Origin of the sequence: Fischerella sp. (assembly GCF_013388695.1) — a bacterium.
Taxonomy (GTDB): domain Bacteria; phylum Cyanobacteriota; class Cyanobacteriia; order Cyanobacteriales; family Nostocaceae; genus PCC9605.
Genome location: NZ_JACAEU010000150.1, coordinates 23,929 through 46,726 on the forward strand (window position 1 = coordinate 23,929; position 22,798 = coordinate 46,726).

The 22,798-nt window shown below is 42.2% G+C and carries 20 protein-coding genes; 11 read left to right on the forward strand and 9 right to left on the reverse strand.

Features of this window, described 5'->3' with window-relative positions; genetic code table 11:
- Positions 1-3: 3 nt before the first annotated feature.
- Positions 4-501 (forward strand): DUF427 domain-containing protein, encoded by a 498-nt coding sequence (locus tag HXY43_RS20145; protein WP_290886741.1) that lies wholly within the window; start codon positions 4-6, stop codon positions 499-501.
- A 451-nt stretch (positions 502-952) separates the two neighbouring features.
- The gene (locus HXY43_RS20150; RefSeq protein ID WP_290886744.1) at positions 953-1,696 is read left to right on the forward strand and encodes an N-acetylmuramoyl-L-alanine amidase; all 744 of its coding nucleotides are present in this window, start codon (positions 953-955) and stop codon (positions 1,694-1,696) included.
- 238 nt (positions 1,697-1,934) lie between these two features.
- Here the strand turns inward: HXY43_RS20150 and HXY43_RS20155 are convergent, their stop codons facing one another.
- Entirely contained in the window at positions 1,935-2,966 is a 1,032-nt protein-coding gene (locus HXY43_RS20155) for a zinc ABC transporter substrate-binding protein (protein ID WP_290886747.1), read from the reverse strand.
- 671 nt (positions 2,967-3,637) lie between these two features.
- Here HXY43_RS20155 and HXY43_RS20160 point away from each other — a divergent pair.
- Positions 3,638-4,507: a CemA family protein gene (locus tag HXY43_RS20160; protein WP_082209727.1), complete on the forward strand. Its 870-nt coding sequence runs from the start codon at positions 3,638-3,640 to the stop codon at positions 4,505-4,507.
- Positions 4,508-4,531: 24 nt separating this feature from the next.
- Positions 4,532-5,518, forward strand: a complete 987-nt coding sequence (locus HXY43_RS20165) for a zinc-dependent alcohol dehydrogenase family protein (protein WP_290886750.1) — start codon at positions 4,532-4,534, stop codon at positions 5,516-5,518.
- A 76-nt stretch (positions 5,519-5,594) separates the two neighbouring features.
- Here the strand turns inward: HXY43_RS20165 and radC are convergent, their stop codons facing one another.
- Together radC and HXY43_RS20175 are read right to left on the reverse strand one after the other, a co-directional pair.
- Positions 5,595-6,326 carry a DNA repair protein RadC gene (radC, locus tag HXY43_RS20170; protein ID WP_290886753.1) on the reverse strand — a complete coding sequence of 244 codons (732 nt, stop codon included), beginning with the start codon at positions 6,324-6,326 and terminating at the stop codon, positions 5,595-5,597.
- Between the two features lie 171 nt (positions 6,327-6,497).
- On the reverse strand, positions 6,498-7,436 hold the full coding sequence (locus HXY43_RS20175; protein WP_290886756.1) for a phosphoribulokinase: 939 nt from the start codon (positions 7,434-7,436) through the stop codon (positions 6,498-6,500).
- Between the two features lie 238 nt (positions 7,437-7,674).
- Between HXY43_RS20175 and HXY43_RS20180 the strand changes: the two genes are divergently transcribed.
- The gene (locus HXY43_RS20180; RefSeq protein WP_290886759.1) at positions 7,675-7,827 is read left to right on the forward strand and encodes a hypothetical protein; all 153 of its coding nucleotides are present in this window, start codon (positions 7,675-7,677) and stop codon (positions 7,825-7,827) included.
- A 12-nt stretch (positions 7,828-7,839) separates the two neighbouring features.
- Here the strand turns inward: HXY43_RS20180 and HXY43_RS20185 are convergent, their stop codons facing one another.
- A complete protein-coding gene (locus tag HXY43_RS20185) occupies positions 7,840-9,708 on the reverse strand; it encodes a S8 family serine peptidase (RefSeq protein ID WP_290886762.1) in 1,869 nt (622 codons plus the stop codon).
- A gap of 422 nt (positions 9,709-10,130) precedes the next feature.
- Here HXY43_RS20185 and HXY43_RS20190 point away from each other — a divergent pair, with 422 nt between their 5' ends.
- The 4 genes from HXY43_RS20190 to HXY43_RS20205 all read left to right on the forward strand — a co-directional run bounded on the left by HXY43_RS20190 (position 10,131) and on the right by HXY43_RS20205 (position 15,963).
- Positions 10,131-10,925 carry a TIGR00297 family protein gene (locus tag HXY43_RS20190; RefSeq protein WP_290886982.1) on the forward strand — a complete coding sequence of 265 codons (795 nt, stop codon included), beginning with the start codon at positions 10,131-10,133 and terminating at the stop codon, positions 10,923-10,925.
- A 299-nt stretch (positions 10,926-11,224) separates the two neighbouring features.
- Entirely contained in the window at positions 11,225-11,983 is a 759-nt protein-coding gene (locus tag HXY43_RS20195; protein ID WP_290886765.1) for a peptidylprolyl isomerase, read from the forward strand.
- Positions 11,932-14,601 carry a peptidase domain-containing ABC transporter gene (locus HXY43_RS20200; RefSeq protein ID WP_290886768.1) on the forward strand — a complete coding sequence of 890 codons (2,670 nt, stop codon included), beginning with the start codon at positions 11,932-11,934 and terminating at the stop codon, positions 14,599-14,601. Before HXY43_RS20195 ends, HXY43_RS20200 begins: the two co-directional genes overlap by 52 nt.
- Positions 14,602-15,708: 1,107 nt before the next feature.
- Positions 15,709-15,963, forward strand: coding sequence for a helix-turn-helix transcriptional regulator (locus tag HXY43_RS20205; RefSeq protein WP_290886771.1), 255 nt, complete (start codon positions 15,709-15,711; stop codon positions 15,961-15,963).
- A gap of 98 nt (positions 15,964-16,061) precedes the next feature.
- Here the strand turns inward: HXY43_RS20205 and HXY43_RS20210 are convergent, their stop codons facing one another.
- The 3 genes from HXY43_RS20210 to HXY43_RS20220 all read right to left on the reverse strand — a co-directional run bounded on the left by HXY43_RS20210 (position 16,062) and on the right by HXY43_RS20220 (position 17,707).
- Positions 16,062-16,511 (reverse strand): hypothetical protein, encoded by a 450-nt coding sequence (locus HXY43_RS20210; protein WP_290886774.1) that lies wholly within the window; start codon positions 16,509-16,511, stop codon positions 16,062-16,064.
- Positions 16,512-16,785: 274 nt separating this feature from the next.
- Positions 16,786-17,271, reverse strand: a complete 486-nt coding sequence (locus HXY43_RS20215; protein WP_290886778.1) for a low molecular weight protein-tyrosine-phosphatase — start codon at positions 17,269-17,271, stop codon at positions 16,786-16,788.
- A gap of 85 nt (positions 17,272-17,356) precedes the next feature.
- Positions 17,357-17,707, reverse strand: coding sequence for a YbaB/EbfC family nucleoid-associated protein (locus HXY43_RS20220; RefSeq protein ID WP_026731668.1), 351 nt, complete (start codon positions 17,705-17,707; stop codon positions 17,357-17,359).
- 570 nt (positions 17,708-18,277) lie between these two features.
- On the opposite strand from HXY43_RS20220, the gene HXY43_RS20225 reads away from it, so the two are divergent.
- Both HXY43_RS20225 and thiL read left to right on the forward strand, forming a co-directional pair.
- The gene (locus HXY43_RS20225) at positions 18,278-19,405 is read left to right on the forward strand and encodes a peptidylprolyl isomerase (RefSeq protein ID WP_290886985.1); all 1,128 of its coding nucleotides are present in this window, start codon (positions 18,278-18,280) and stop codon (positions 19,403-19,405) included.
- A 247-nt stretch (positions 19,406-19,652) separates the two neighbouring features.
- On the forward strand, positions 19,653-20,696 hold the full coding sequence (thiL, locus tag HXY43_RS20230; protein WP_290886783.1) for a thiamine-phosphate kinase: 1,044 nt from the start codon (positions 19,653-19,655) through the stop codon (positions 20,694-20,696).
- Positions 20,697-20,825: 129 nt separating this feature from the next.
- Here the strand turns inward: thiL and HXY43_RS20235 are convergent, their stop codons facing one another.
- The gene (locus tag HXY43_RS20235) at positions 20,826-21,842 is read right to left on the reverse strand and encodes a type I glyceraldehyde-3-phosphate dehydrogenase (protein ID WP_290886786.1); all 1,017 of its coding nucleotides are present in this window, start codon (positions 21,840-21,842) and stop codon (positions 20,826-20,828) included.
- A 237-nt stretch (positions 21,843-22,079) separates the two neighbouring features.
- Entirely contained in the window at positions 22,080-22,706 is a 627-nt protein-coding gene (nadD, locus tag HXY43_RS20240) for a nicotinate (nicotinamide) nucleotide adenylyltransferase (protein ID WP_290886789.1), read from the reverse strand.
- Positions 22,707-22,798 lie beyond the last annotated feature (92 nt).

The window sequence follows — 22,798 nt, forward strand, 5'->3', positions numbered from 1 at the left end:
AAAATGATTAGACCTCAACGCATTGAACCTGGCCCTGGACAAGAATCAGTCTGGGACTATCCCCGTCCTCCTCGCTTAGAGGAAACAAACAAGCATATCCAAGTAATATTTAATGGTGTCACAATTGCAGATACTCACCGTGCTAAGCGTGTCTTAGAAACCAGTCATCCACCTTCTTACTACATTCCCCCAGAAGATATCAAAATGGAATACCTAATCCAATCACCGCAGTCTAGCTTTTGTGAATGGAAGGGAAATGCTGATTATTACACAGTCCGCGTAGGTGAAAAACAAGCGCAAAATTCTGCTTGGTACTATCCTAATCCTACACCTGCTTTTGCATCTATCAAAGACCATGTAGCTTTTTATGCTCATTTAATGGATGCTTGTTACGTGAACGGGGAAAAAGTCCAGCCGCAACCAGGTAATTTTTATGGTGGTTGGGTTACAAGCGATATTGTTGGGCCCTTCAAAGGTGGCCTTGGTAGTTGGGGATGGTAACTAGGTTTGTCCTTGGTAAATACAAATGACTAATGACAATTTTGCATTAGCTTAGGCGCGATCGCCTATAGTACATCATCCCGATCCCCATCCCCATGAATTCTTTAATCTGCTTAAGAGAATGTTAAAGTTAACACCTATATAAAGAAAATATGTAAGTATAATTTTTGAGATTGAGCAACTCTTCTTACAATTTATTCAGAGTTTTTGCCCTTATCACGTTTTTAGAAAATAAGTAAAATATTTTACATGATTTATAAAAACACTCATGTCTGCTGAGGCGATCGCACCTGAATTATGGGAGTGCATTAAGGCGATCGCCATAATCTCTACACTGCTTCCGAAAATCTCTATTTTGAACTTGAAGTAGAGATTAATCGTAGCTGAGAGACACTACTCTGAATTGACCGAGTGTAGTTGCTGTAATTAAAACAGTTTAGGAGTTCATAGAATGAAATTCGGAATTGATATTGGTCACAATTGCTCTCCAGATACAGGTGCTAAAGGAATTGATAAAACAGAAGATTTTTTAACAAAAGCTGTTGGCGAAATTGTGATCCAAAACCTACAAAAAGCAGGTCATAGTGTCGTTAATTGTACTCCAACTTCTGTTAGTAGTGTAAATGATTCTCTTCGTAAGAGAGTTGATAAAGCTAACCAAGCAAATGTAGATTTTTATGTTTCGATTCACTTTAATTCCTTTAATGGCAAAGCGCACGGTACGGAAGTTTTCGCTTTGAGTCCAAAAGGACGTGAAGTTGGTAAGAAAGTTCTTGACGAAATTGTTGCACTTGGATTTAATGATAGACGCGTTAGAGAAGCCAACTTTTTTGTTCTGAAAAATACAAATATGCCAGCCATTTTAATTGAGTGTTGTTTTTGCGATTCACCAATTGATATGGGCAAATTCAATGCTAAAGCAATGGCTGACGCTATTACTAAGGGTTTGATTGGCAATCCAGACGAAAGCAACAAGCCGCAAAATTTAATTATTAAAATGCCTACTTTCCTCAAACCTTCAACAGAACAAGTCAAAGATTTACCGAAGGAAAGTTGTATAGAAATTCAAGCTGGAACTTACCCAATCATGGATTTCCGTTTTGAAGAAGGGCATTATTTCATTGAATGGCCTAATACCAGTCAAGGCAACCGTCGCGAACACTTTGTTTTCGCAGGTCATAGCGAAATTAAATAAGCTAATAAAGATTTAGTTTGCATAATCTCTAGAGGATAAATATTTTGTAGTGCAGGCGGAAAGTCCACAACAACTATGCAAGTAAAAAATACATTAGCTTAACAAGTGATGCGATCGCTCTAATATTGTATATCTGAAATAGAGATGGGAATCATTCCGTCTCTATTAGTTTATATATTCTTTATTATGAATTAAAAGTTATAAGTTGGAACTCATAATCTTGAAAATTATTAATTATTTACTGTTGATTTGTAAAAGCTTGTGGTTCAAATATCAGATACGTTCCTCCCAGCCCTTCTACAATTGTGCGAGTATTAGCAGTCAACATTTTTTGGTAAGTGTCACCTTCGTTTCCCGATGTGCCCAAATTATCAACCAATAATTGCCTTTCAGAAACTTTTACTTTTGCTGTCTTCGCAACTGTATTAATTAAATCGGGATTAACTTGAGTGTTCACAAAAATAGTTGGTACTCTTGCTCGTCTGAGGTTTCTAACCAGTACTTTCACTCGTGCAGATGTGGGTTTTGTCTCACTATTAATATTCTTTAAAGCGTTTGGAGATGTAAGATCGTAAGCTGTGACATAATAAGCCATTGCATCATTAGTTGTCACTAACTTGCGATTGTTGCTAGGAATACTAGCAATGCGTAATTTCATCCATACATCTAACTGGTTTAGCTCTTTTTTAATTCTTTGAGCATTGCTGTTATATAGCGACGCATTTTCTGGTATTATTTTACTTAAGTTGCTGCTAATAATCTCTACCATCCTAATCCCATTTTTAGGATTGTGCCAAACATAAGGATTAGAAACAATTTTGCCGTTTCTCCTATACTGTAATGGATTGGGAACAGCACGCTGAGCAACTGCAATTTTAGCTGCTGGGCTTTTACTCGTCCTAATTAACCTCAACAAACTTGGTTCAAAACCGTATCCATTATAAAAAATTACTTTTGCTTGTTCTATCGCTGTGCTATCTTCTGGCTTTGGTTGATAAAGGTAGAGAGCAGTATCAGGGGATGTTAAGCAAGTAAGATTGATTGTTTGTGCTGCCACTTGTTTGGTTAAGTCACACAGTACACTTGTGGTAGCAACGACTTTGGGCAAATTACTATTTAACTCCGTGGGGGTAGTGGTGGTTGTGGAAGAAGAATTAACTAAATCAGTTGTATAATTACAGCCAACAAATCCAATAGTTAGGGCAACAAGGATAGCACGCAGAGATTGGGTTAGAAGTTTAATTGTGTAAGGATGGCGCGTATTGCTCATAGAAGTTGATTTCGCAGGCCAAATTGTGCAATCTATCTGTTGGAAATTGTAGCGACTGCGTTAGCAGTACGAGCCACAAGCAAGAAGTTTTCTTCGTGTCTTGGTGTCTTGGTGGTGAAAAAATAAATTTTATGAACCACCAAGACACTAAGACACCAAGTGGAATCAGCAAAAACCAGGCAATGAAAGCAGATTTTTCACCCTCCTTGAAAGGGCTGGTCTTCACACCTTACTATCAATGCTTGTACATCTAGCAGAATAACTGCAATATATTTCTGATACAAAAACTACTAACGAGCAACCAGTAACATTGATTGCCAGTTTGCACCCACCCTAATTCATTAAACAATAGATTGCTAAATTTCACTGATAATTGCGATCGCTTAATCCTGTTTAGCCTCAGAGAGAATACTTGAGACTGATGTCACAGGATAGACAAGCAAGAAATTTGGAGGAGCATCTATGTATTTCTGATGCCAAATTGATTACACATTAAATAAGCTCAACAGAGGTACTCTTGTACAACAGAGGTTCCTCCAAAACCTGATAAATGTTTGTACGGAAATTATGTTAAGAGTTGTAAAGCTATAAACTAAACATATATTTAAGACATTATGTTGAGCCAACCTGCCGCCTTGTCTTAGATAACTACAAATTATTCAACATTAACAATGAACAGTAATGACAAAAACAATGGAAGATCAGATCCATCTAACATGGATGAAATGAGAGTTACACCCGCCTCTCAAAAAACAGGAGCTTTCCCAAGGTCGATTGGTAGAACAATTAATAGAATCAAAGCCGATTTTTCTCCAGAAGCAGAAGAGCAGTTTGTTAGAAAATTCCAGATTTCGAGAAAGAGGACAAGAACAGCTATACGCTTTTTGCTGATGCTCGTGATTATACCGCTTTTAACTCAACAGATATCTAAGCAATTCTTGATAAGCCCAATAGTAGAGCATTTTCGAGGTAAAAATACACCTCAAATTTTTCTCAATTCTGAAATGGAAGAGGAAGCCCTGCATGAATTAAAATTTTTTGAAGAAAAGCTGAGATTTGAAAGCTTAATTTCTAAATCTCCTTCACTTTCTCCAGAAATCATAGAAGAAAAGGTTAAACAAAAAACACATGAAATAGCAGACGAATTTCGTAGGAAAGGTAGTGACGCTATCAGCAATATTTTTGCTGATATGCTATCACTATTTGCTTTTGCGTTAGTTATAGTTACCAGCAAAAAAGAAATTGTAATTGTTAAGTCATTTATAGATGAAATTATCTATGGTCTGAGTGATAGTGCCAAAGCTTTTTTGATTATTTTGTTTACAGATATATTTGTAGGGTTTCACTCACCACACGGCTGGGAGGTAATTCTGGAAGGATTGGCGGAACATTTGGGTTTGCCAGCAAGTCACAACGCGATATTTTTATTTATTGCCACATTTCCTGTGATTTTAGACACTATATTTAAATACTGGATATTCCGCTATCTCAGTCGGTTGTCACCTTCAGCCTTGGCTACATTAAAAGAAATGAACGAGTAAATAATTTTAATTTTTTAATGGCTTATGCGTGCAATGCTTTTGGAAGCACCGTGTCAACCTCTGCGATTAGCTGATTTACCTGTGCCAAAACCCAATCCTGAACAGGTACTGATTCGCATTCATGCTTGCGCTGTCTGTCGTACAGATTTGCATATTGTAGATGGAGAACTGACACACCCAAAACTACCTTTGATACCTGGGCATCAAATTGTGGGTACTGTAGAAGCTGTAGGGGAACGAGTGGAAAAATTTCGTGTGGGCGATCGCGTTGGCGTACCTTGGTTGGGTCATACTTGCGATCGCTGTCGTTATTGTGTGTCTGGACGCGAGAACCTTTGCGATTACGCCCAGTTTACTGGATACAACCTGGATGGCGGTTATGCCGAGTATACTGTTGCCGACTACCGCTTTTGCTTTTCCATTCCAGAGGGCTATCCTGACTTGCAAGCTGCACCGCTATTATGTGGTGGGTTAATTGGCTATCGCGCTTACAGAATGACTGGGGATGCTGAAAAACTCGGTTTTTATGGCTTTGGTTCCGCTGCCCATATTTTAATTCAACTGGCCCGTTATCAAGGGCGTCAAGTCTTTGCCTTTTCCCGTTCTGGCGATACTGAAGGACAAGAATTTGCCCGCCATTTGGGTGCAGTTTGGGCAGGTGGTTCTGATGAATTACCTCCGGAACCATTAGACGCAGCAATTATTTTTGCCCCTATCGGTAAACTAGTACCTGCCGCTTTGCGTGCAGTTGCTAAAGGCGGCGTGGTAGTTTGTGCTGGTATTCACATGAGTGATATTCCTGCTTTTCCCTACGAAATTCTTTGGGAAGAAAGGGTTTTGCGGTCTGTTGCTAACCTTACTCGCCGAGATGGGGAAGAGTTTCTAGCACTAGCACCCAAAGTCCCTATCCGAACAGAGGTAAATCTGTTTGGATTAAATGAAGCAAACGAGGCTTTAGACGCCCTTCGCAGTGGTAAAATTGAAGGCTCAGCAGTGTTGGTAGTTGATTAATGATTTGGGATTTTTAACTGAAGTGCGATCGCGGTTTTTTCCTGATTTTGGTAATTCTTATCTCCCCATCTTCTCTTCAATCTCCCTGCGGGTATTCCTCCCACAAAGTTGTAATTTCCCGCAGACTTTGATGATCGCCATTACCCAAAATGAGATGATCTAGCAGTGGGATACCCAAAAATTGTGCTCCTGCTAATAACTGCTTGGTTAATTCGATATCTTCGCGGCTAGGTTCAACATTACCGGAAGGATGGTTATGTGCCACTATTAGCCGTGTTGCACCTTGACGAATTACTTCTCGGAAAATCTCACGGGGAGGTGCAAGGGTTTCGGTAGCTGTGCCAATAGTAATTACTTGCGTTCCCAACAAGCGATTTTTTACATCTAACAGTACAACTGCAAAACGTTCTTGCGTTTGCCACATCAAATCTTGACTGAGAGTAGCGGCGGCAGCAGCTGGGCTATCGATGACTGTACGATCGGAAGGGCGAGATTGAAAGGCGCGTTTACCTAATTCGATTGCTGCTAATATTGTTGTTGCTTTTGCCGGGCCAATGCCGGGAATTTGCATCAATTCTGCGGCGCTAATATCTCGCAGAACTGCCAAAGGTTCGCGATCGCATTTACTCAATTCATGCAGAATGTATTGTCCTAAGCCCACAGCGGAAAGTTTGCCTGGCCCTTGACCAGTGCCGAGCAGAATTGCTATTAATTCAGCTGTAGATAATACTTTTGAACCGTGACTTAATAACCGCTCTCGCGGACGCTCAGTCTCGGGCATATCAACAATTCTGAGACAATAGGTCATAGACAAACCAAAGGAATAACGATGAAAGAGTATCTATACTCTAGTTATCCCCTGTAAGGCCTCAAAATCTCTACTAATTTGACAAAATATTTAAAGTTTTGTTGGTTGTTGGTTGTTTGTTGGTGATTGTTCTACCCACTAACCACTAACTACTAACCACCAACTAACACCTTACTGATAGGTTTGTGTTGCTTTGAGCATATGATAAGTGATGAGAAGCTGGGTGAGAGCGAGGGGGTAGCTTTGGATTGTTTCACCCGTCGTACCAGCAACTTTGCCTAACTCTGGATTACTTTCGCGATCGCATATGTTCTTTAAGTTGGGCATATCAGCACAAATCAAATGTTCTAGTTTGTTGACTTGTTCTAACGTTGCATGACCATCTACTTCTAAAACATCAACTGGTTTACCCATATCTCTGTCCAGTCCTAAACGGATGGCAGGCATGGAATTATTCTCACCAAGACCAAGAATTTGGGTAAAATCTGGATGGGGAATTGTTGGGCGTAGTACCAAACGGACATTTAGGTGTCCGTTCATTTGGTTTATATCGTCGTTGGGTGGATAGAAACTCACCACTATATCCGACCATTGCCGCTGCGGACGGATAAATTGCTCTGAATCTGGTTCCCGTTTTTCTAGTTCTGCCAGCACCTGTTCTTCTGTGTAGCCGCGCTTTTGGGTATCCCGCTTGACTTTCCACTGAGCGCGTAGTGGTTCGGGGGGTGCAAGGTAAGCTTTCACATCATAGTAATCGCGAGCACCACGAGTAGAATAACCCAGCAATCCTTCAACAATTACAAATTTGTTGGGTTTGATATACACAGGTGCCTCAAATGTACCTGTTTTGTGACTGTAGACAGGTTTGAGAATTGGTTGTCCCGTCCTGAGCAGCGATAGATGCTGCTGCATAATATCCAGATAGTTGCAGTCAGGATGGAGAGCCGTAATACCAATTTCTGCACGTTGCTTGCGATCGTACTTGTGGTAATCATCTGTGCAGATGACTGTAACATTTTCTGGACCGAGTACCTGAGCAATCCCTTTTGTCAGTGTTGTTTTGCCAGCGGCACTATCACCAACAATACCAAGAATGATTGGACGGCTCATGGTTCCTTCCCCCTGAAAATATTAGGTACAGTAAAACGCGATTTTGAATAGTATGCCAGTTTACTAATTCTAGAAATTAATGAAACATAACTCAAGGTGGAAAATGAATGCTGCTATCAAATTAAGTAACTAAATGTTGAGTTAATACCAATTTGCGTTCTAAAGTGTAATTCTGAATCGAGCGATAGCGGAGTGTAGAATCTCGCGAGATACTTCGCTTCATTTCGTTACGCTCAGTATGACAAAATTACAGTTCCGAATGCGGATTGGTATAATTACCGATAATTTAGGTTTTTTACTCTTTAAGACAATTTGTATCGATTTTTATCGATTGATGAAATTGGGTATTGGGTATTGGCGATCGGGTATTGGTGAGAATTATGAATGGTGAATGCTGAAAATTTTATAATTCATAATTTTTATGAGCCAGCGATCGCCGTATAGCAGCATCAGCATTTACAATTCCGTAGCCGTAAACTGTATCATAGCCAGGATCGCCCAAATCATAAGCAGTTTCTGCGAGAATTTCCCGTATCTGTTTTGCAGTTAGTCCTCTATTCACACTCCATACCAATGACGCAACTCCTGTAATATTGGGTGTGGATGCGGAAGTTCCATTGAAATAGCTAGTGTAGTCGAAATAATTGTAAAACGGCTCGGATTCATTACGAGTAGCATGGGTAGAAGCGTACTCTGATGGTGCTACGAAAGTTAAACCTGTGCCGTAATTGGAACCCCACCACTGTACACCTTCGCGCCCATAATCAACACGTGTCCCTGGTGTTTTAAGATTGCCATAGTAATCTTTAGTTCCCCAACAAGCACCTACGGCGATGACATTCTCGTATTTATTAGCTAAATCGGCGGGACTCGAAATAGCATTTTGGTTATCGTTACCAGTAGCGATCGCGAACAAGACATTGTTCTGATTATTAGCAATTAATTGTTCAAATCGTTCTGAGTAACCACCAGATAAGCTGAGGTTAATGACTAAAGTTTTACTTTGACTATTTGCCCAATCGATTAATGCTTGTGTTGCACCAGCCAAATCATCATCATCTGGGTTAGTACCAACTACATCGATATGCATAACCTGAGAATTCCAGTTGATTCCAGCTATGCCTATATCATTGTTGCTAGTAGCAGCGATCGCTCCTTGAACTAGAGTACCGTGAGAAAAATATGACCATTCATCAAAAGAATTGGAATTAATCACATTTGTTGTTCGGAGGTCGGAGTGAATATTACCGTTAAGATCAAATGCCAATCCTGTATCTTCAATCCCAATTAGGACATGATCTGAACCTGTTGTGAACCGCCAAGCTTTGTGAACATCCATCACATGCAGGTTCCATTGTTGATTAAACAGGGCGTCATTGGGTATTACTGATAAGTCAATGACAGTATCTGATAATTTAATGGTGTCAATACTCTCAAACAAAATTTGCTTGCCATCAACAGTTATGGCATCAAATACACGTGCTTGACTTAGATTTACTATGTCATAGGGATCGTAAAGTACGCCCTGATTTCTAGTAGTTGCATTGGTATTTGCAAAGCTGAATTTTGTAAAGTCGAAATTTGCAAAATTTAATTCTTGGACTTGTGCAGATGAAAAAGCAGAAAGATCGAGTAGATCTCGCCCTCCACTACCAAAGTCAATATTACCTTTGCCTGAGAATACTGTCTGTATAGAGTCAGGTAGATATGTAAATGTGTCTGCCCTCAGCGTTGGTTGATTGATGGCAGAAATAGCAGGTGTGCTATTGGAATTATTTGCTAGTCCCTGTTCTTCACTAGAATCTGAATTACCTACCCAATCTCTGTAGGTGATAGCTTCTGAATTAATGGGAATGCTACCGATCGCGTAGGCAGTATCGAGGGTGTTACCGGCATTATCAATCGGCGTTGCACAAACACTTAAGTCATATTTGGTTTTTGCTTTATCCTTGGGGTAAACTCGAATGTAATAAGTCCCAGCTTCCAAGGTTGTGTCGATTAATTCAGCTTTGTTGCCACTACGCTGGGAAGAAGCAATTACTTCTCGCCTATCTGCAATACCATTACCGTTTCCATCCTGAATTAGCTGGACATTGGCATTTGCTTTCAAGCCAGTCAAGGCAAGCTGAAAGCTACTACGACACTCAACGGTGAATTTGTAATAATCGTTTGGATCTTTTAGAGAGATTTTATCAGTAAAAATTTGGGAATTGGTTGTAATCGTGAAACTTCTAGCCGTATTTAGGGAATTGCCTGCAAGATCCGATGACATTGTTTAGACCTGACATTTAAGTGGTAGATAACATCAAAATCTATAATTTGTTTCTCTGATCGGAAAAAAACCTCTTTGTGTATAATTTTACTAAAATAAAATAAAAAATTTACTTAAAATTCAAACCATGAAAGACTTTTAAGTGATAATACTTACAAAAAATTGTATTTTTTGATACAAAATTCACTTTCAGAGACTAGAGACTGGTAAGTAGAAGGAGGACAAGGAGGGATGGGGTGAACCGCTTCGCGGAATTCAAAATTCAAAATTCAAAACAAAAATTTTGACTTTTGACTTTTGACTTTTCATCTCCCCCTCTCAAGAACTCTCCTTTGTCTCCCTTGTCTTCTCCCAGTACCCAGTACCTTAATATTGGTTATTCTATTGGTGAGTCTCGCAAAATACTCAAACAACAGCTGCTGATGCTCTCTTTTATTGATTCTTTTAATCCTTGGTTAGCGGGAGTGGGGTTGAATACTCTTTTGTTAGCTGTAGCTTGGATTGCTCCCAAAAAGCTACTCACCCCAGCCGGTTTATTTCATGCTTGGTTACTAGGCGTTCTGATTTGGGGAACATTAGGTTGGCAGGGATATGTAGTTGTAATGTTTTATTTTTTGGTTGGTTCTTTTGTCACACGCATTGGCATAGCCCAAAAGGAAGCTGAAGGCATTGCTGAAAAGCGTTCTGGGGCAAGAGGGCCGGAAAATGTTTGGGGTTCCGCTTTGACTGGAACGCTGTGTGCTTTGGGAGTAGGAATGATCAGTTGGGGAATTCTTCCTGTTCCCCAGTCCCTAGCCCCTAATCCTCAGTCCCTACTACTGTTAGGCTATGTGGCGAGTTTTAGTACCAAACTATCTGATACTTGTGCGAGTGAAGTCGGAAAAGCATATGGCAAAAGTACTTTCTTGATTACCACCTTACAACCAGTGCCGCGGGGAACTGAAGGGGCGGTAAGCTTGGAAGGAACTTTAGCTGGTGCGATCGCATCGGTTGCGATCGCCTTAGTGGGTTGGGGAGTTGGTTTAATTGAGCTATTGGGCGTGCTTTGGTGTGTGCTAGCAGCTTTTATTGCCACAAATTTAGAAAGTGTAATTGGGGCAACATTACAATCAAAATACGCTTGGCTCACAAATGAATTGGTGAATATTTTGAATACATTAATTGGTGCGATCGCGGCAATTTTTTTGGCTTGGTTATGGGCGATTACAATTGCCTAATGCAAGAATGCACAAGGCAAAAGGCAGAAAGCAGAAGGTTGTAACCAGTGAAATCTACTTTTTTGTCTGTTTCCAACTGTCTAGTTATTTCTGCCATGCTGCACTAATTACTTTCTGATACTAGGTAGGTATTTTTACCAGATTGTATGAGCAAAGCGGAGTTGCGACTCCGCCTTTCAAAGCTTAGTATGGCTAGTGTGGCAATCATAGCCTTTCCTCAAAATGTCTGCTAAAATACGAAATTTCTCTGATGGATAATTGTATAATTATTTATTTTCGTGTCTCTGCGTATTGACTCTATGGAATCTTCATCGTTTTTGACCGTTGATGAGCAACCAATTTCGATTGGACAAGTAGTCAGATACCTACAAATTTCTGGAAAATTGGGACAGTTTATTGGAGAAGTTCTGCGTCAGTATGTAATAGAAAAAGAACTACAAGTTCGAGAAGACATTGATATCAGCCCAGCTTTAACCGAACAGACAATTATTGATTTTCGGTTAAAAAATCAACTGACTGAACCGAAAAGTTTTCAAGAATGGCTAAAAAATAATGGTACAGATTACGATACATTTCACGCCAATGTCGCCCTGAACTTCAAGCTGGAAAGATTGAAAGCTGTAGTGACAGAACCAAAACTGCAAGAGTATTTTATAGAAAGGAAAATTTTCCTGGATCGGGTGGTCATTTCGCGAATTATTGTAGACAATCGGGAATTAGCTGAGGAACTACAAGCCCAAATCGAAGAAGGAGCTAGTTTTGAACAGTTAGCTAAAGAATATTCGCTGACAGAAGACCGAATTGTCAACGGAATGATGGGGCCGGTCAGCCGAGGAACAATGCCTGATAAACTGAGGGCAGCGGTTGATGTGGCTAGTCCAACAGCAGTGGTAGGACCAATAGAGCTGGAAGAACGTTATGGTTTGTTTCGTGTAGAACAATTTCTGCCAGCTTCATTGGAAGATACTCAACTAAAGCAAGCACTACAGAATGAGTTGTTTGAGAAATGGCTAGCAGAGAAAATTCAAAAGCTAACGGTAAAACTACAGGTGAGCTAAAACTCATAGATGATGAGTCTTCACATACAAGGGTGCTAGCCTCTCTAGCTTGGACACAAGCACCGTTATGCTTGTTAACTCCTGAACAACAAAACCTATTGAAACAACAGTCAGAAACTCAACGCTTCGGTTTAGGAGAAAAAATCTGGCCAAAAGATGGGGTAGGTTATCAGTTCTTGATAGTTACTGGTAAGGTTCGCTTGCGCGAAGAAGGAGTTGGTAAACCGTTGGCAACTCTGATGGCGGGCGATTGGTTTGGTAGTTTGCAAAAGTTTCCCGTCGAATGCAAAGCTGTAGCTGCTAGTAAAGAAGTATTGGTGGTGCGATGGAATACGGCAATCTGGGCAGAACTTTCCACACCACAAATAGAGGAGTTTTGGCGAGGAACTCAAGAAGAGGACACCGAGACGCGGAGAGTGGGTGACGCGGAGAGTGAAACTGTCCCCACGTCTTTGAGTCCCCGCGTTCCCGTGTCACCTTCTCCCACCCAACCAAATTATCCGTTCATCTCTAGCTGGAACACCGCCGCTGCTTGTTTAACAATGGTGGCGCAGCAATTAGATCACCCCGTCAAATTGGAATGGGTGCAACGCCAACTCAGAGGACAGCGCCCAAAATATCTTGTGGAAACAGCTGAAAAGTTAGGTTTTGTGCTGCGACGATTGCAAGTGAATTGGGGTGATTTGCAACAGCTGTCATTTCCAGCTTTGTTGCAGTGGGGTGGATCGACAACAAGTGAAGCCAGCTGGGTAGTAGCTTATGCAGTGAGAGGCGATCGCCTAATTATCGCCAATCCCCTCAATGGCGATCGCACTTGTGAAATTGTGCCACAGTCGCTAGTTGAAAACTATTGGAATGGGCAGCTGTGGCAAGTAGAACTGATCCAAAAGCAGGAAAGATTCAACCTCAGTTGGTTTCTACCCGCTGTCTGGAAGTACCGAGGATTGCTGACAGAAGTCCTGATCGCATCTTTGACGTTACAGATTTTGGGGTTGACGACGCCACTAATTACCCAAGTCGTGATTGATAAAGTCATGGTACAAGAGAGTTTGGCGACTCTCGATGTTATGGCGATCGCGCTGTTGTTGGTGGCAGTCTTTGAGGCAACTTTGGGCATCCTGCGGTTATTTATCTTTACCCATACCGCCCGTCGCTTGGATTTGAGTTTATCAGCGCAGCTATTTCGCCACCTGATGCGCTTACCTTTAGCTTATTTTGAGTCGCGGCGGGTAGGAGACACGGTAGCCCGCGTGCAAGAACTCGAACAAATTCGCCAGTTTCTCACAGGTACGGCCTTAACTGTGGTTTTAGACAGCATCTTTGCCGTGGTGTACCTGGTATTGATGTTTTATTACAGTATCCCCCTCACCTTCACGGCGTTGGCTGTACTACCTTTGTTTGCTATCTTGACCCTGGTAGCAACACCAATTCTCCGCAGCTGGCTGAATGAAACCTTTAACCGCAGTGCCGATAGTCAATCGTTTCTCGTAGAGACGGTGACAGGAATTCACTCAGTCAAAGCACATGCAGCAGAAGCAGTAGCACGCGATCGTTGGGAAGGTTTGTTTGCCCGTTTCATCCGCACGGGTTTTAAAGCTTCCACCACCTCCAACATTAGCAGCAATATTGGTGACTTCCTTACCAATTTCTCTAGCCTGCTGATTCTCTGGTTTGGTGCGAAGTTAGTGATTGAAAACAAGCTTACCATCGGTCAGCTTGTCGCCTTTCAAATGCTTTCTGGCAGAGTCACCGGGCCGTTGCTGCGTTTGGTGCAACTATGGCAAAATCTGCAACAGGTTCTGCTTTCCGTAGACAGAATTGGCGATATTCTCAACGTCGCCCCAGAGGCTGAACCAGGCACAGGTTTAGTTTTACCACCACTCAAAGGGCAAGTCACCTTTGAACAAGTCTTCTTCCGCTATCGACAGAATACAGAACCCGTGCTGCGGGGAATTTCCTTCACTGTCCAGCCAGGGCAATTCGTCGGCATTGTCGGACGCAGCGGTTCTGGTAAGAGTACTCTATCTAAACTTTTGCAACGCCTCTATCAAATCGAATCGGGACGTATCCTTATCGATGGTTTTGATATTAAAAGTGCAGACTTAGCCTCATTGCGTCAACAAATTGGCGTAGTTTTGCAAGAGGACTTTTTATTTAACGGTTCGATATTAGAAAATATCACCCTCGGCAATCCTGATATCACCGCCGAACAAGTAGTAGAAGCAGCGAGACTCGCCGTTGCCCACGATTTTATCAGTGAATTGCCCCACGGTTACGAAACCAACGTTGGCGAACGCGGTACAGCTTTATCTGGCGGACAGCGGCAACGCATTGCCCTAGCGCGGTTATTCCTCTCGTCAGCACCGATTTTGATTTTAGATGAAGCTACCAGCGCCTTAGACAGCGAAACCGAACAGCAGGTACTGCAAAACTTGCAAACAGTTTCCCAAGGGCGGACTGTGTTCTTGATTGCCCACCGTTTTGCACCCCTCAAGCGTGCTGATTTAATTTTGGTGTTAGAAAAAGGCGTTCTCGCCGAACGCGGTACTCATACGGAGTTGTTGCAGCAAAAGGGTTTGTATTGGTCACTGTATCAGCGGCAGCAGTTTAATATTTAGACCTCACCCCCTCTCTCCGCAAGCAAAGAGGGGGAATTTTACCATTTGAGTTCAAAAACTCTGCGTACCTCTACGGTAGCCTCTGCATTCCTCTGCGTAATACCATTTCACGTTAATCACGCTTCCTGAAATCATGCTTGCTGCCCTAGAAGGGAAATTACCTGAACGACAAGCCGATAACTATTCCAACCTTTGGCATTTGGAGTGATAAAGATGATTTCCTTTGGGAATCGCAAATTAAAAACTCTAACAAATACGTAACAGCTGAGTGGCAGTATGAAAGAGTCGAAGGGTTAGGGCACTGGTTTATGCTCGAACAACCAGAAAAGACGAATCGTCTACTTCTGGATTGGCTGGTCAAGCATTAGTCAAGCTGTTAAATATCTATAGCACGGCGAGATGCGATCGCACTTTCATCATCTGAAAGTACGATTGTCTTTTTATATTTTTATCGACAGACTAAAACAAAATCAAAATAGAAAGCTGTTAAATATTTTACGTTAGTGCAAGGAGTGATACTTAAATTTTTGAGTAACTATTACTCTAAGTCAAAAACTACCTCAAGACAAGCTCTTGGCATCAACCTGCGTAAAACCAAAAGATGACTATTGGCATCACTACGAGTTTGAAATCTACCATAAATAACACGTTGTGTGGGTGAAAGCCAACGCACTATCATCCACGGAGTTTGGTAAGTTATGTGTTGTTGATTCAACAAGAAAACCTCCTTAATCATTAAATGGAAAAGACACCAGTCAGCGCACAACAGTCAAAAGCAACTGGTGTCAGGTTTTCGTGTGGTAAATTTTGCAGCCATCGTCAGCAAAAATTTATTGTTCCATAGGCATAACCTCCCTACAAACAGCAGCAAGACCAAAACAAAGAGCTTCACCAACAGTAGTAGGAGTGGTAGGGTAGACCATACATACAGTTCGTAATTGCATAAGGAGCAGTTACGATCTGACACTAAGGAAAGACCAGTCAGGCAAATTGCTGTATTCTAATTAATCCAGCCAAACTGACTAGTCTTTCTGTATCCACAAAGTGAATGATACGTCTTGTTATTGGCACTGTCAAGACGTATCGTTCAAGAACCTTTCGTCTACTATGATAGAAGAAAATCCACAAACACAGGGTAAGTCTCCGTTAAGGCTACTAAGAGAACAAGCAGGTTTAACACGCCCTCAAGTTAGACAACTGATTGGTGTTTCCGAACGTAGGCAGGCTGACTGGGAATCAGGTAAAGCTATGCCTAGCGTTGAGAATGTTGTAGCCTTAGCTCGTCTGTATAAAGTTTCGCTTAAGACTATGTGCAAGTCTTTAGGTATTGATGTAAAAGATGTGCCTGATGATACAAATTAAATATTATTCTCAACAAAAAATTGAGACTAATAACTGTAGAGTGTGTGTAGCTTACCTTATAACTTTATAATTATATATCTAAATTAAATTAAGTATAATTACATATTCATAAGCGCAAAAATTGCATCAACTTCGCTTGTCTCTTCATCTACAGTTGTGGCTTGCTCAACTGAATTTATCCACTCGTGCTGCATTTGCCCTTGTTCACCCAGAAAATCATCCCAAATTTGCGATCGCACTAGTTGTAATAAGAGTTGCCATTCTTTCTCTACATCCGCAGCGCGAATGGTACGATCCACAAATTCCTCTACAATTGCAAAAGCAACTTGATTCGGTTCGCTAAGCAACTGTTTCAAGCCTTTTTCACAGTTACGAACGCTTTCGATATGAGCTATTTTCAAATTGATAAACACTTGTTGAGCAGAGGGCAATACAGTCAGCTTAAGTGTTTTCGCTTCTTTAGGGGTTAGTCCATCTAGATGTGGGCGAATGCGATACTGTACCAATCCCCGATAAGAAAGCTCAAACTCAGCTAAGCTGATGTGCATTTAAGTTGTATAATCAGGGCAGGCGAGACGCCCACCCCACAAGAGTTTGATTTTTTTGAGAATGCAAATTAAATGCCTTTTAGCTTAGTGTTTGGAATCCAAGCTTGAGTTTGCTGGGTATACCTGGGATGAGTTGGGCGCATATTGCTGCCTTTGTTTTCGGATTGATTCTTGCTCCCTTGTTTGGGTTACGCAGACGAGATTAGACCGCTAGCGAGTAAGTCAAAAGTCCTTAAACCCGGTTTTTTAAGATAAACCGGGTTGTTGATTGTTCTTAAAAAACAGTTTTTTGGTTAGAAACGTGGTTCAGCAGACCTTCACAAGCATCAACAAGTAATTCAATCACCTGATTAAATCCCTCTGAGTCGCCATAGTAGGGGTCTGGAACTTCTTTGAGAGTATGCTGAGAGCAAAAGTCACACATCAAGCGTACTTTATCGTGATATTGCCTACTTGGATCGAGATAGAGGATATTCTCATAATTTTCTCTATCCATAGCCAAAATCAAATCGAAGTCTTGAAAGTCAGACTTTTGAAACTGGCGGGCGCGACCACACATTTTTATTCCTAGCTTTTGAGCAGCCGCAACACTCATCCGTCGGTCAGGCGGGCTACCGATGTGATAGCTAGATGTTCCTGCAGAATCGCAGATGATGCTCCCGTTCAATTCACTCTGCTCGATCAAATGATTCATGATATTTTCTGCCGCTGGTGAGCGGCAGATGTTTCCTAGGCAGACAAACAGAAGTTTGTATGGCATAGATATTTTTGTCCTTTGTCCTTTGTCCTTTGTCATTAGGATAAGACAAATGACAAATGACAAGTGACAAATGACAAGTGACTATTTACTGAAATCCCGGAAGTTCTAACCCACTGGTCAATTCTTCCATACGTTCCCGCATTGTTGCTGTGGACTTGTTGTAGGCATCTTTCATTGCCGCAGTTACCAAATCGGAAAGTACTTCTGCTCCTTCATTAAGAGCATTGGCCGAAATTTCCACCCGCTTGGGTTCTTGGTTTCCGCTGACTATGACCTTAACCAGACCACCGCCAGCCTCTCCTTCAATTTCCATTTGCTCCAATTCGTCTTGAAGTCGCTTGGCACCTTCTTGCACTTGCTGAGCTTTTTTAAAGGCTTCAGCCAGTTCTTTCATTTTTCCTAAGCCAAAGCCAAATCCCTGTCCTTTTCCTGTCATAACAAATTATTCACCTGTGCTTTGATTAACAAGTCAAATTCAACAAATTCAATTATAGATGTGGTGGGTCATTTGCCTATTTCTGCTCTTAAGCCATAAACCCCAAGAATTTAATCAATATTACCAAAGGTAGCCAAATTAAAGATGAATTATTAATCATGAAGTAATCAAGTTAGATTTTACTTTCTTCCTTCTGTCTTGAAAATAGGGGAAAGGGGAAAGGGGAAAGGGGAAAGGGGAAAGGGGATGGGGGAAGGGATTTTCATTCCCTCGTTGTGGGCGTCTAACTTGAAAGTAACCTTACTCGTCAAGAGAGGACACCCCTCTCCGAGCTCGCGGAGAGGGGTAGGGGGTGAGGTTTTTTCATGCATGATGGTAAATTTTTTTTATCGCGACTGCCTTATTCCAGTCCAAGTGCTACAACTGTTGGAACGACAGCGACGGCGCTTAAAGTGTAGACGCGATCGCCGCATCCGCGCCTCCCCAAGAGTACACTGGTTCTTCTTCCTTCACAGATGCTTCCTTTACTGTGGGAAGATTATTGATGGGTTACACCCAGTCAAGAATTTGATGCTGCATTTGAACCATCCTATGTTCAACTTATTAAAATCTCAGTTGAAGAATACCCTCATTACATTGCTGTTGGCAACCCTATTTTTAGGAATAAGTACAGCTGGGTGGACTCCCTCCAGTAGCGCTGGACTACCAGCTGGGAATGCAATCACCGACGGCAAAGCTTTACTGCGCTATGCACTGCCAATAGATAATAAACCTGTGCGGGAACTACAAGCAAGCTTGGAAGATATATCCAACCAATTGCGGGCAAATAGACGTTGGGGTGCAGTCTCCAAAGACCTCGGCAAAGCATCTCGAATACTCAACAACCCTTCGCAAATTTTAGCCAGTGTACCAGATGAAAACAAACCCCGAGCCGAAGCTTTGATTTCTGAATTGAAATCTGGCGTAAATGAATTAGAAGAAGTCGCTAAAACCAAAGATAAAGAAAAAATTTTGACAACACGAACTGATCTGCTAAATATCGTTGGGGAACTTGAAGAGTTAATGGTGCAGGGATTTCCCTTTGAAGTTCCAGAAGAATACAGCAATTTGCCACAACTGAAAGGCCGTGCCACTGTGGAAATGAAAACCAACAAAGGTACAATTACCCTTGTGGTCGATGGCTATAACGCCCCTGTCACTGCTGGAAATTTTGTTGATTTGGTACAACGGGGTTTTTATAACGGTTTGGAATTCACTCGTGCTGAAGAATCCTATGTTGTGCAAACCGGCGATCCACCAGGCAAGGAAGTAGGTTTTATCGATCCCAAAACTGGCAAATACCGTGCGATTCCTTTAGAATTCCTGGTTGAAGGTGACAAAGAACCCACCTACGGTATTACCTTAGAACAAGCTGGTCGTTATACAGATTTACCAGTTCTGCCATTTTCTGCTTATGGTGCGGTGGCTATGGCTCGTCCAGAAAATGAAGTGAATGGCGGTTCTTCACAATTCTTCTTCTTTCTCTATGAACCGGAACTTACCCCAGCCGGACGTAACCTCTTGGATGGCCGTTACTCTGTTTTTGGCTACGTTACAGAGGGTAAGGAAGTTTTAAGAGAGCTGAAGGCGGGTGACAAAATTGAATCGGCAAAAGTCGTCAAAGGTGCAGAAAAGTTAGTAGAGCCAGAGCAAGCATAAATAGTTGTAATGGATAGTGGTTAGTAGTTAGTGGTTAGTGGGTATAACCAACTACTAACTACTAAAGTTGTAATCGATAGTGGTTAGTAGGTATAACCAACTACTAACTACTATCTACTAACTACTAACTCCTAACTCCTAAAGATTACCTGCGGTAAACACCTGCTCAGTTGCGATCGCTAAAACGATACATTTATCGTAACTTGGAAAGTAAAGCCCGATCGTTTGGCAATGGCGAAAAACTATTGTGAACAATGAATTATCTTTCCCACTAGTTCAAGAAATAGGCGAACAAGGACTATTAAAAATCTTGCAGCGCTTCTGTCCGGCAGACATTATCGGGGATGATGCGGCTGTAATTGCTACTGAACCAGGTAAAACTTTAGTGGTAACTACTGATGTTTTAGTTGAAAATATTCATTTCAGTGAAAACACTACGTCACCAGAAGATGTCGGTTGGCGAGCTGCTGCTGCTAATTTATCAGACTTGGCAGCGATGGGCGCTTACCCTTTAGGAATTACCGTTGGACTGGGACTTCCTGGCAATGTGTGTGTCAGTTGGGTAGAAAGCTTGTATCGGGGAATGACTGAATGCTTGCAATCTTACGATACACCGATTGTCGGCGGTGATGTGGTGCGATCGCCCGTCGTGACTGTTGCCATTACCGCCTTCGGTCAAGCTGACCCCCATCGAATTATCCGCCGTACCCAAGCTAAAATTGGGGATGCGATCGTTATCACTGGCGTGCACGGTGCGTCCCGTGCTGGCTTAGAATTGCTTCTGCATCCTGAAAAGGCAGAAAACCTCATTGAAGAGGAAAGAACGGCTTTAATTCGCGCTCACCAGCGTCCGAAACCACGACTTGATGTCTTACCTATCCTCTGGCAAATTTTAGACTCCTACTCCCAGACGCGCCATGGCGCGTCTCTACATCTCCCCATCGCTGGCATGGACAGCAGTGACGGCTTAGCTGACGCGGTAGTGCAAATTTGCCGCACCAGTAATGTTGGTGCTGTGGTTGAACGCACGCAGATAGCTTTTCCAAAAGTTTTTGACCAGTGGCTGACTAAAGAGCAAGCATTGGAATATGCCCTCTACGGTGGCGAAGATTTTGAATTAGTGCTGTGCTTGCCAAAAGAACCTGCTGATGAATTAGTGCAACAGCTTGGTCAGGGTGCAGCTATTGTAGGCGAGATTACAGAAGGGTCAACCGTAATTTTACGTGACCCAGATCAAGAATTCCCCGACCAAGTTTTGACTCTTAGCCAGGGATTTCAACATTTTGGTTAGTGGATAGTGGATGGTGGTTAGTGGTTAAAAACCAACTACAACATTTTGGTTAGTGTGGATAGTGGTTAGTGGTTAAAAACCAACTACTAACCACTAACTACTAACTACTAACTACTAACCACTAACAAATTATTTAACCCACTTCTCGGCTACTAGTTCTGCCAAGTCGAGAACACGTTGGCTGTAGCCCCATTCGTTGTCGTACCATGCCATAACTTTGACCATGTCACTGCCCATGACCAGCGTCAAGCTAGCATCAATAATGGAAGAGGCATCAGTACCCTGATAGTCGGATGATACCAGTTGTAGTTCGCTGTAGTCTAAAATACCCTTCAGTTCACCTTCAGATGCTTGTTTGAGGGCTGCGTTAACTTCCTCTGCAATGGTTGGCTTTTCGACTTGCACAACAAAATCCACCATTGAAACGTTGGGGGTAGGTACGCGCAATGCAACACCATTGAGCTTGCCTTTTAAGGCTGGCAATACCAGCGCCACAGCCTTTGCTGCACCGGTGGAAGTAGGCACAATGTTAATTGCCGCAGCACGCGCACGCCGCACATCCCGGTGAGAAGCGTCTAGCAAGCGCTGGTCTCCTGTGTAGCTGTGGGTGGTGGTCATTGTACCTTTGATGATGCCGAATTTCTCGTGCAGCACCTTGGCAATGGGAGCCAAACAGTTGGTGGTACAGCTGGCGTTGCTGATGATATGGTGTTTGTTGTGATCGTAATCGTGGTGGTTTACACCGATTACAAAAGTACCGTCTTCATTTTTACCAGGGGCAGTAATCAGAACCTTCTTGGCTCCTGCATTGACATGCTTCATCGCCCCTTCTTTAGCAGTAAATACCCCTGTCGCTTCGATAACTAGGTCAATTTCCCAATCTTTCCAGGGCAAGTTTTCTGGGTTGCGGTCGGATACGCATTTAACGGTTTTACCGTTAGCGATGATCGAGTTATCATCGGCAGTAATGTCAACACCCTTTAACTTTCCTAGCATCGAGTCGTACTTGAGCAGGTGAGCGTTGGTTTTGGGGTCTGAGGTGTCATTGATAGCAACAAGGTCAATGTTGCTATTCTCTCTACCCAACCAGCAGCGCATAAAGTTACGACCGATGCGTCCGAAACCGTTGATAGCAACTCTAATCACAGCGTCTTGCCCTCTGTTATATATGCCTAATTAAATCTTATGATTGACCCCGATCATATCGCAAAGGGGGGAGTATTTATAACTATAAACCGTTAGATCCCAAAAAAAAGTTAAATATTTTTTCGTGTTTGGTTAAAAAAGGGGGAGTGGGCATCGGGCATTGGGCATTGGGCATTGGAAATAACCAACCACCAACCACCAACTACTAACCACTAACCACTAACCACTAACTGCTGACTATTGACTACTGTCTGTGTAAAGGCTGTGATGAGCGATGTAACTTCTCACCGATTCTGGCACTAAGTAGCGGATCGATTTGCGATCGCGACACGAGTTGCGAATCAAACTTGACGAAATTCCTACTAAAGGGATATGCAATAATTGCCAGTGTATGCTATAAAACTGGTTTGCTAGTTGTTGCTCCACTTGCTTGCAGATAATTTCGCTTTGGGCTATACACTCACTACTAAGGAATCTGGGTGCGATCAACCAATCGCACTGGGGTGCTAACTCCTGTCCGCGATACCAACGAGGTAAGGTTTGGAATGTATCCAAGCCAACTATCCAATACCAATGAGTATTGGGATAAATAGCTGATAAATCAATCAGGGTATCGATGGCATAGGAAGTTCCCGATCGCAATTCTTCAACCAGTGAGACGGCAAACGCTGGATTATCTGCGATCGCCATCTGGAGCATGGCCACACGATGTTGAAACAAAGCTGCTTTTTTATGAGGAGGATGGTGCGATGGCACCCAAATTATTTCTTCGAGGGGTACTTGATGCAAAGCTGTTTCGGCTACTATGAGATGTCCCCAATGAATCGGATCGAAAGTGCCACCGAAAATTGCTATTTGCCGCATCCACTCTTTTACTTGGCTTGATTCAATTTCAAAGTAGTTGAATTTCCAATCTACTATTATAGCTAATTTCAGCAAATAAACCAAATTATGTA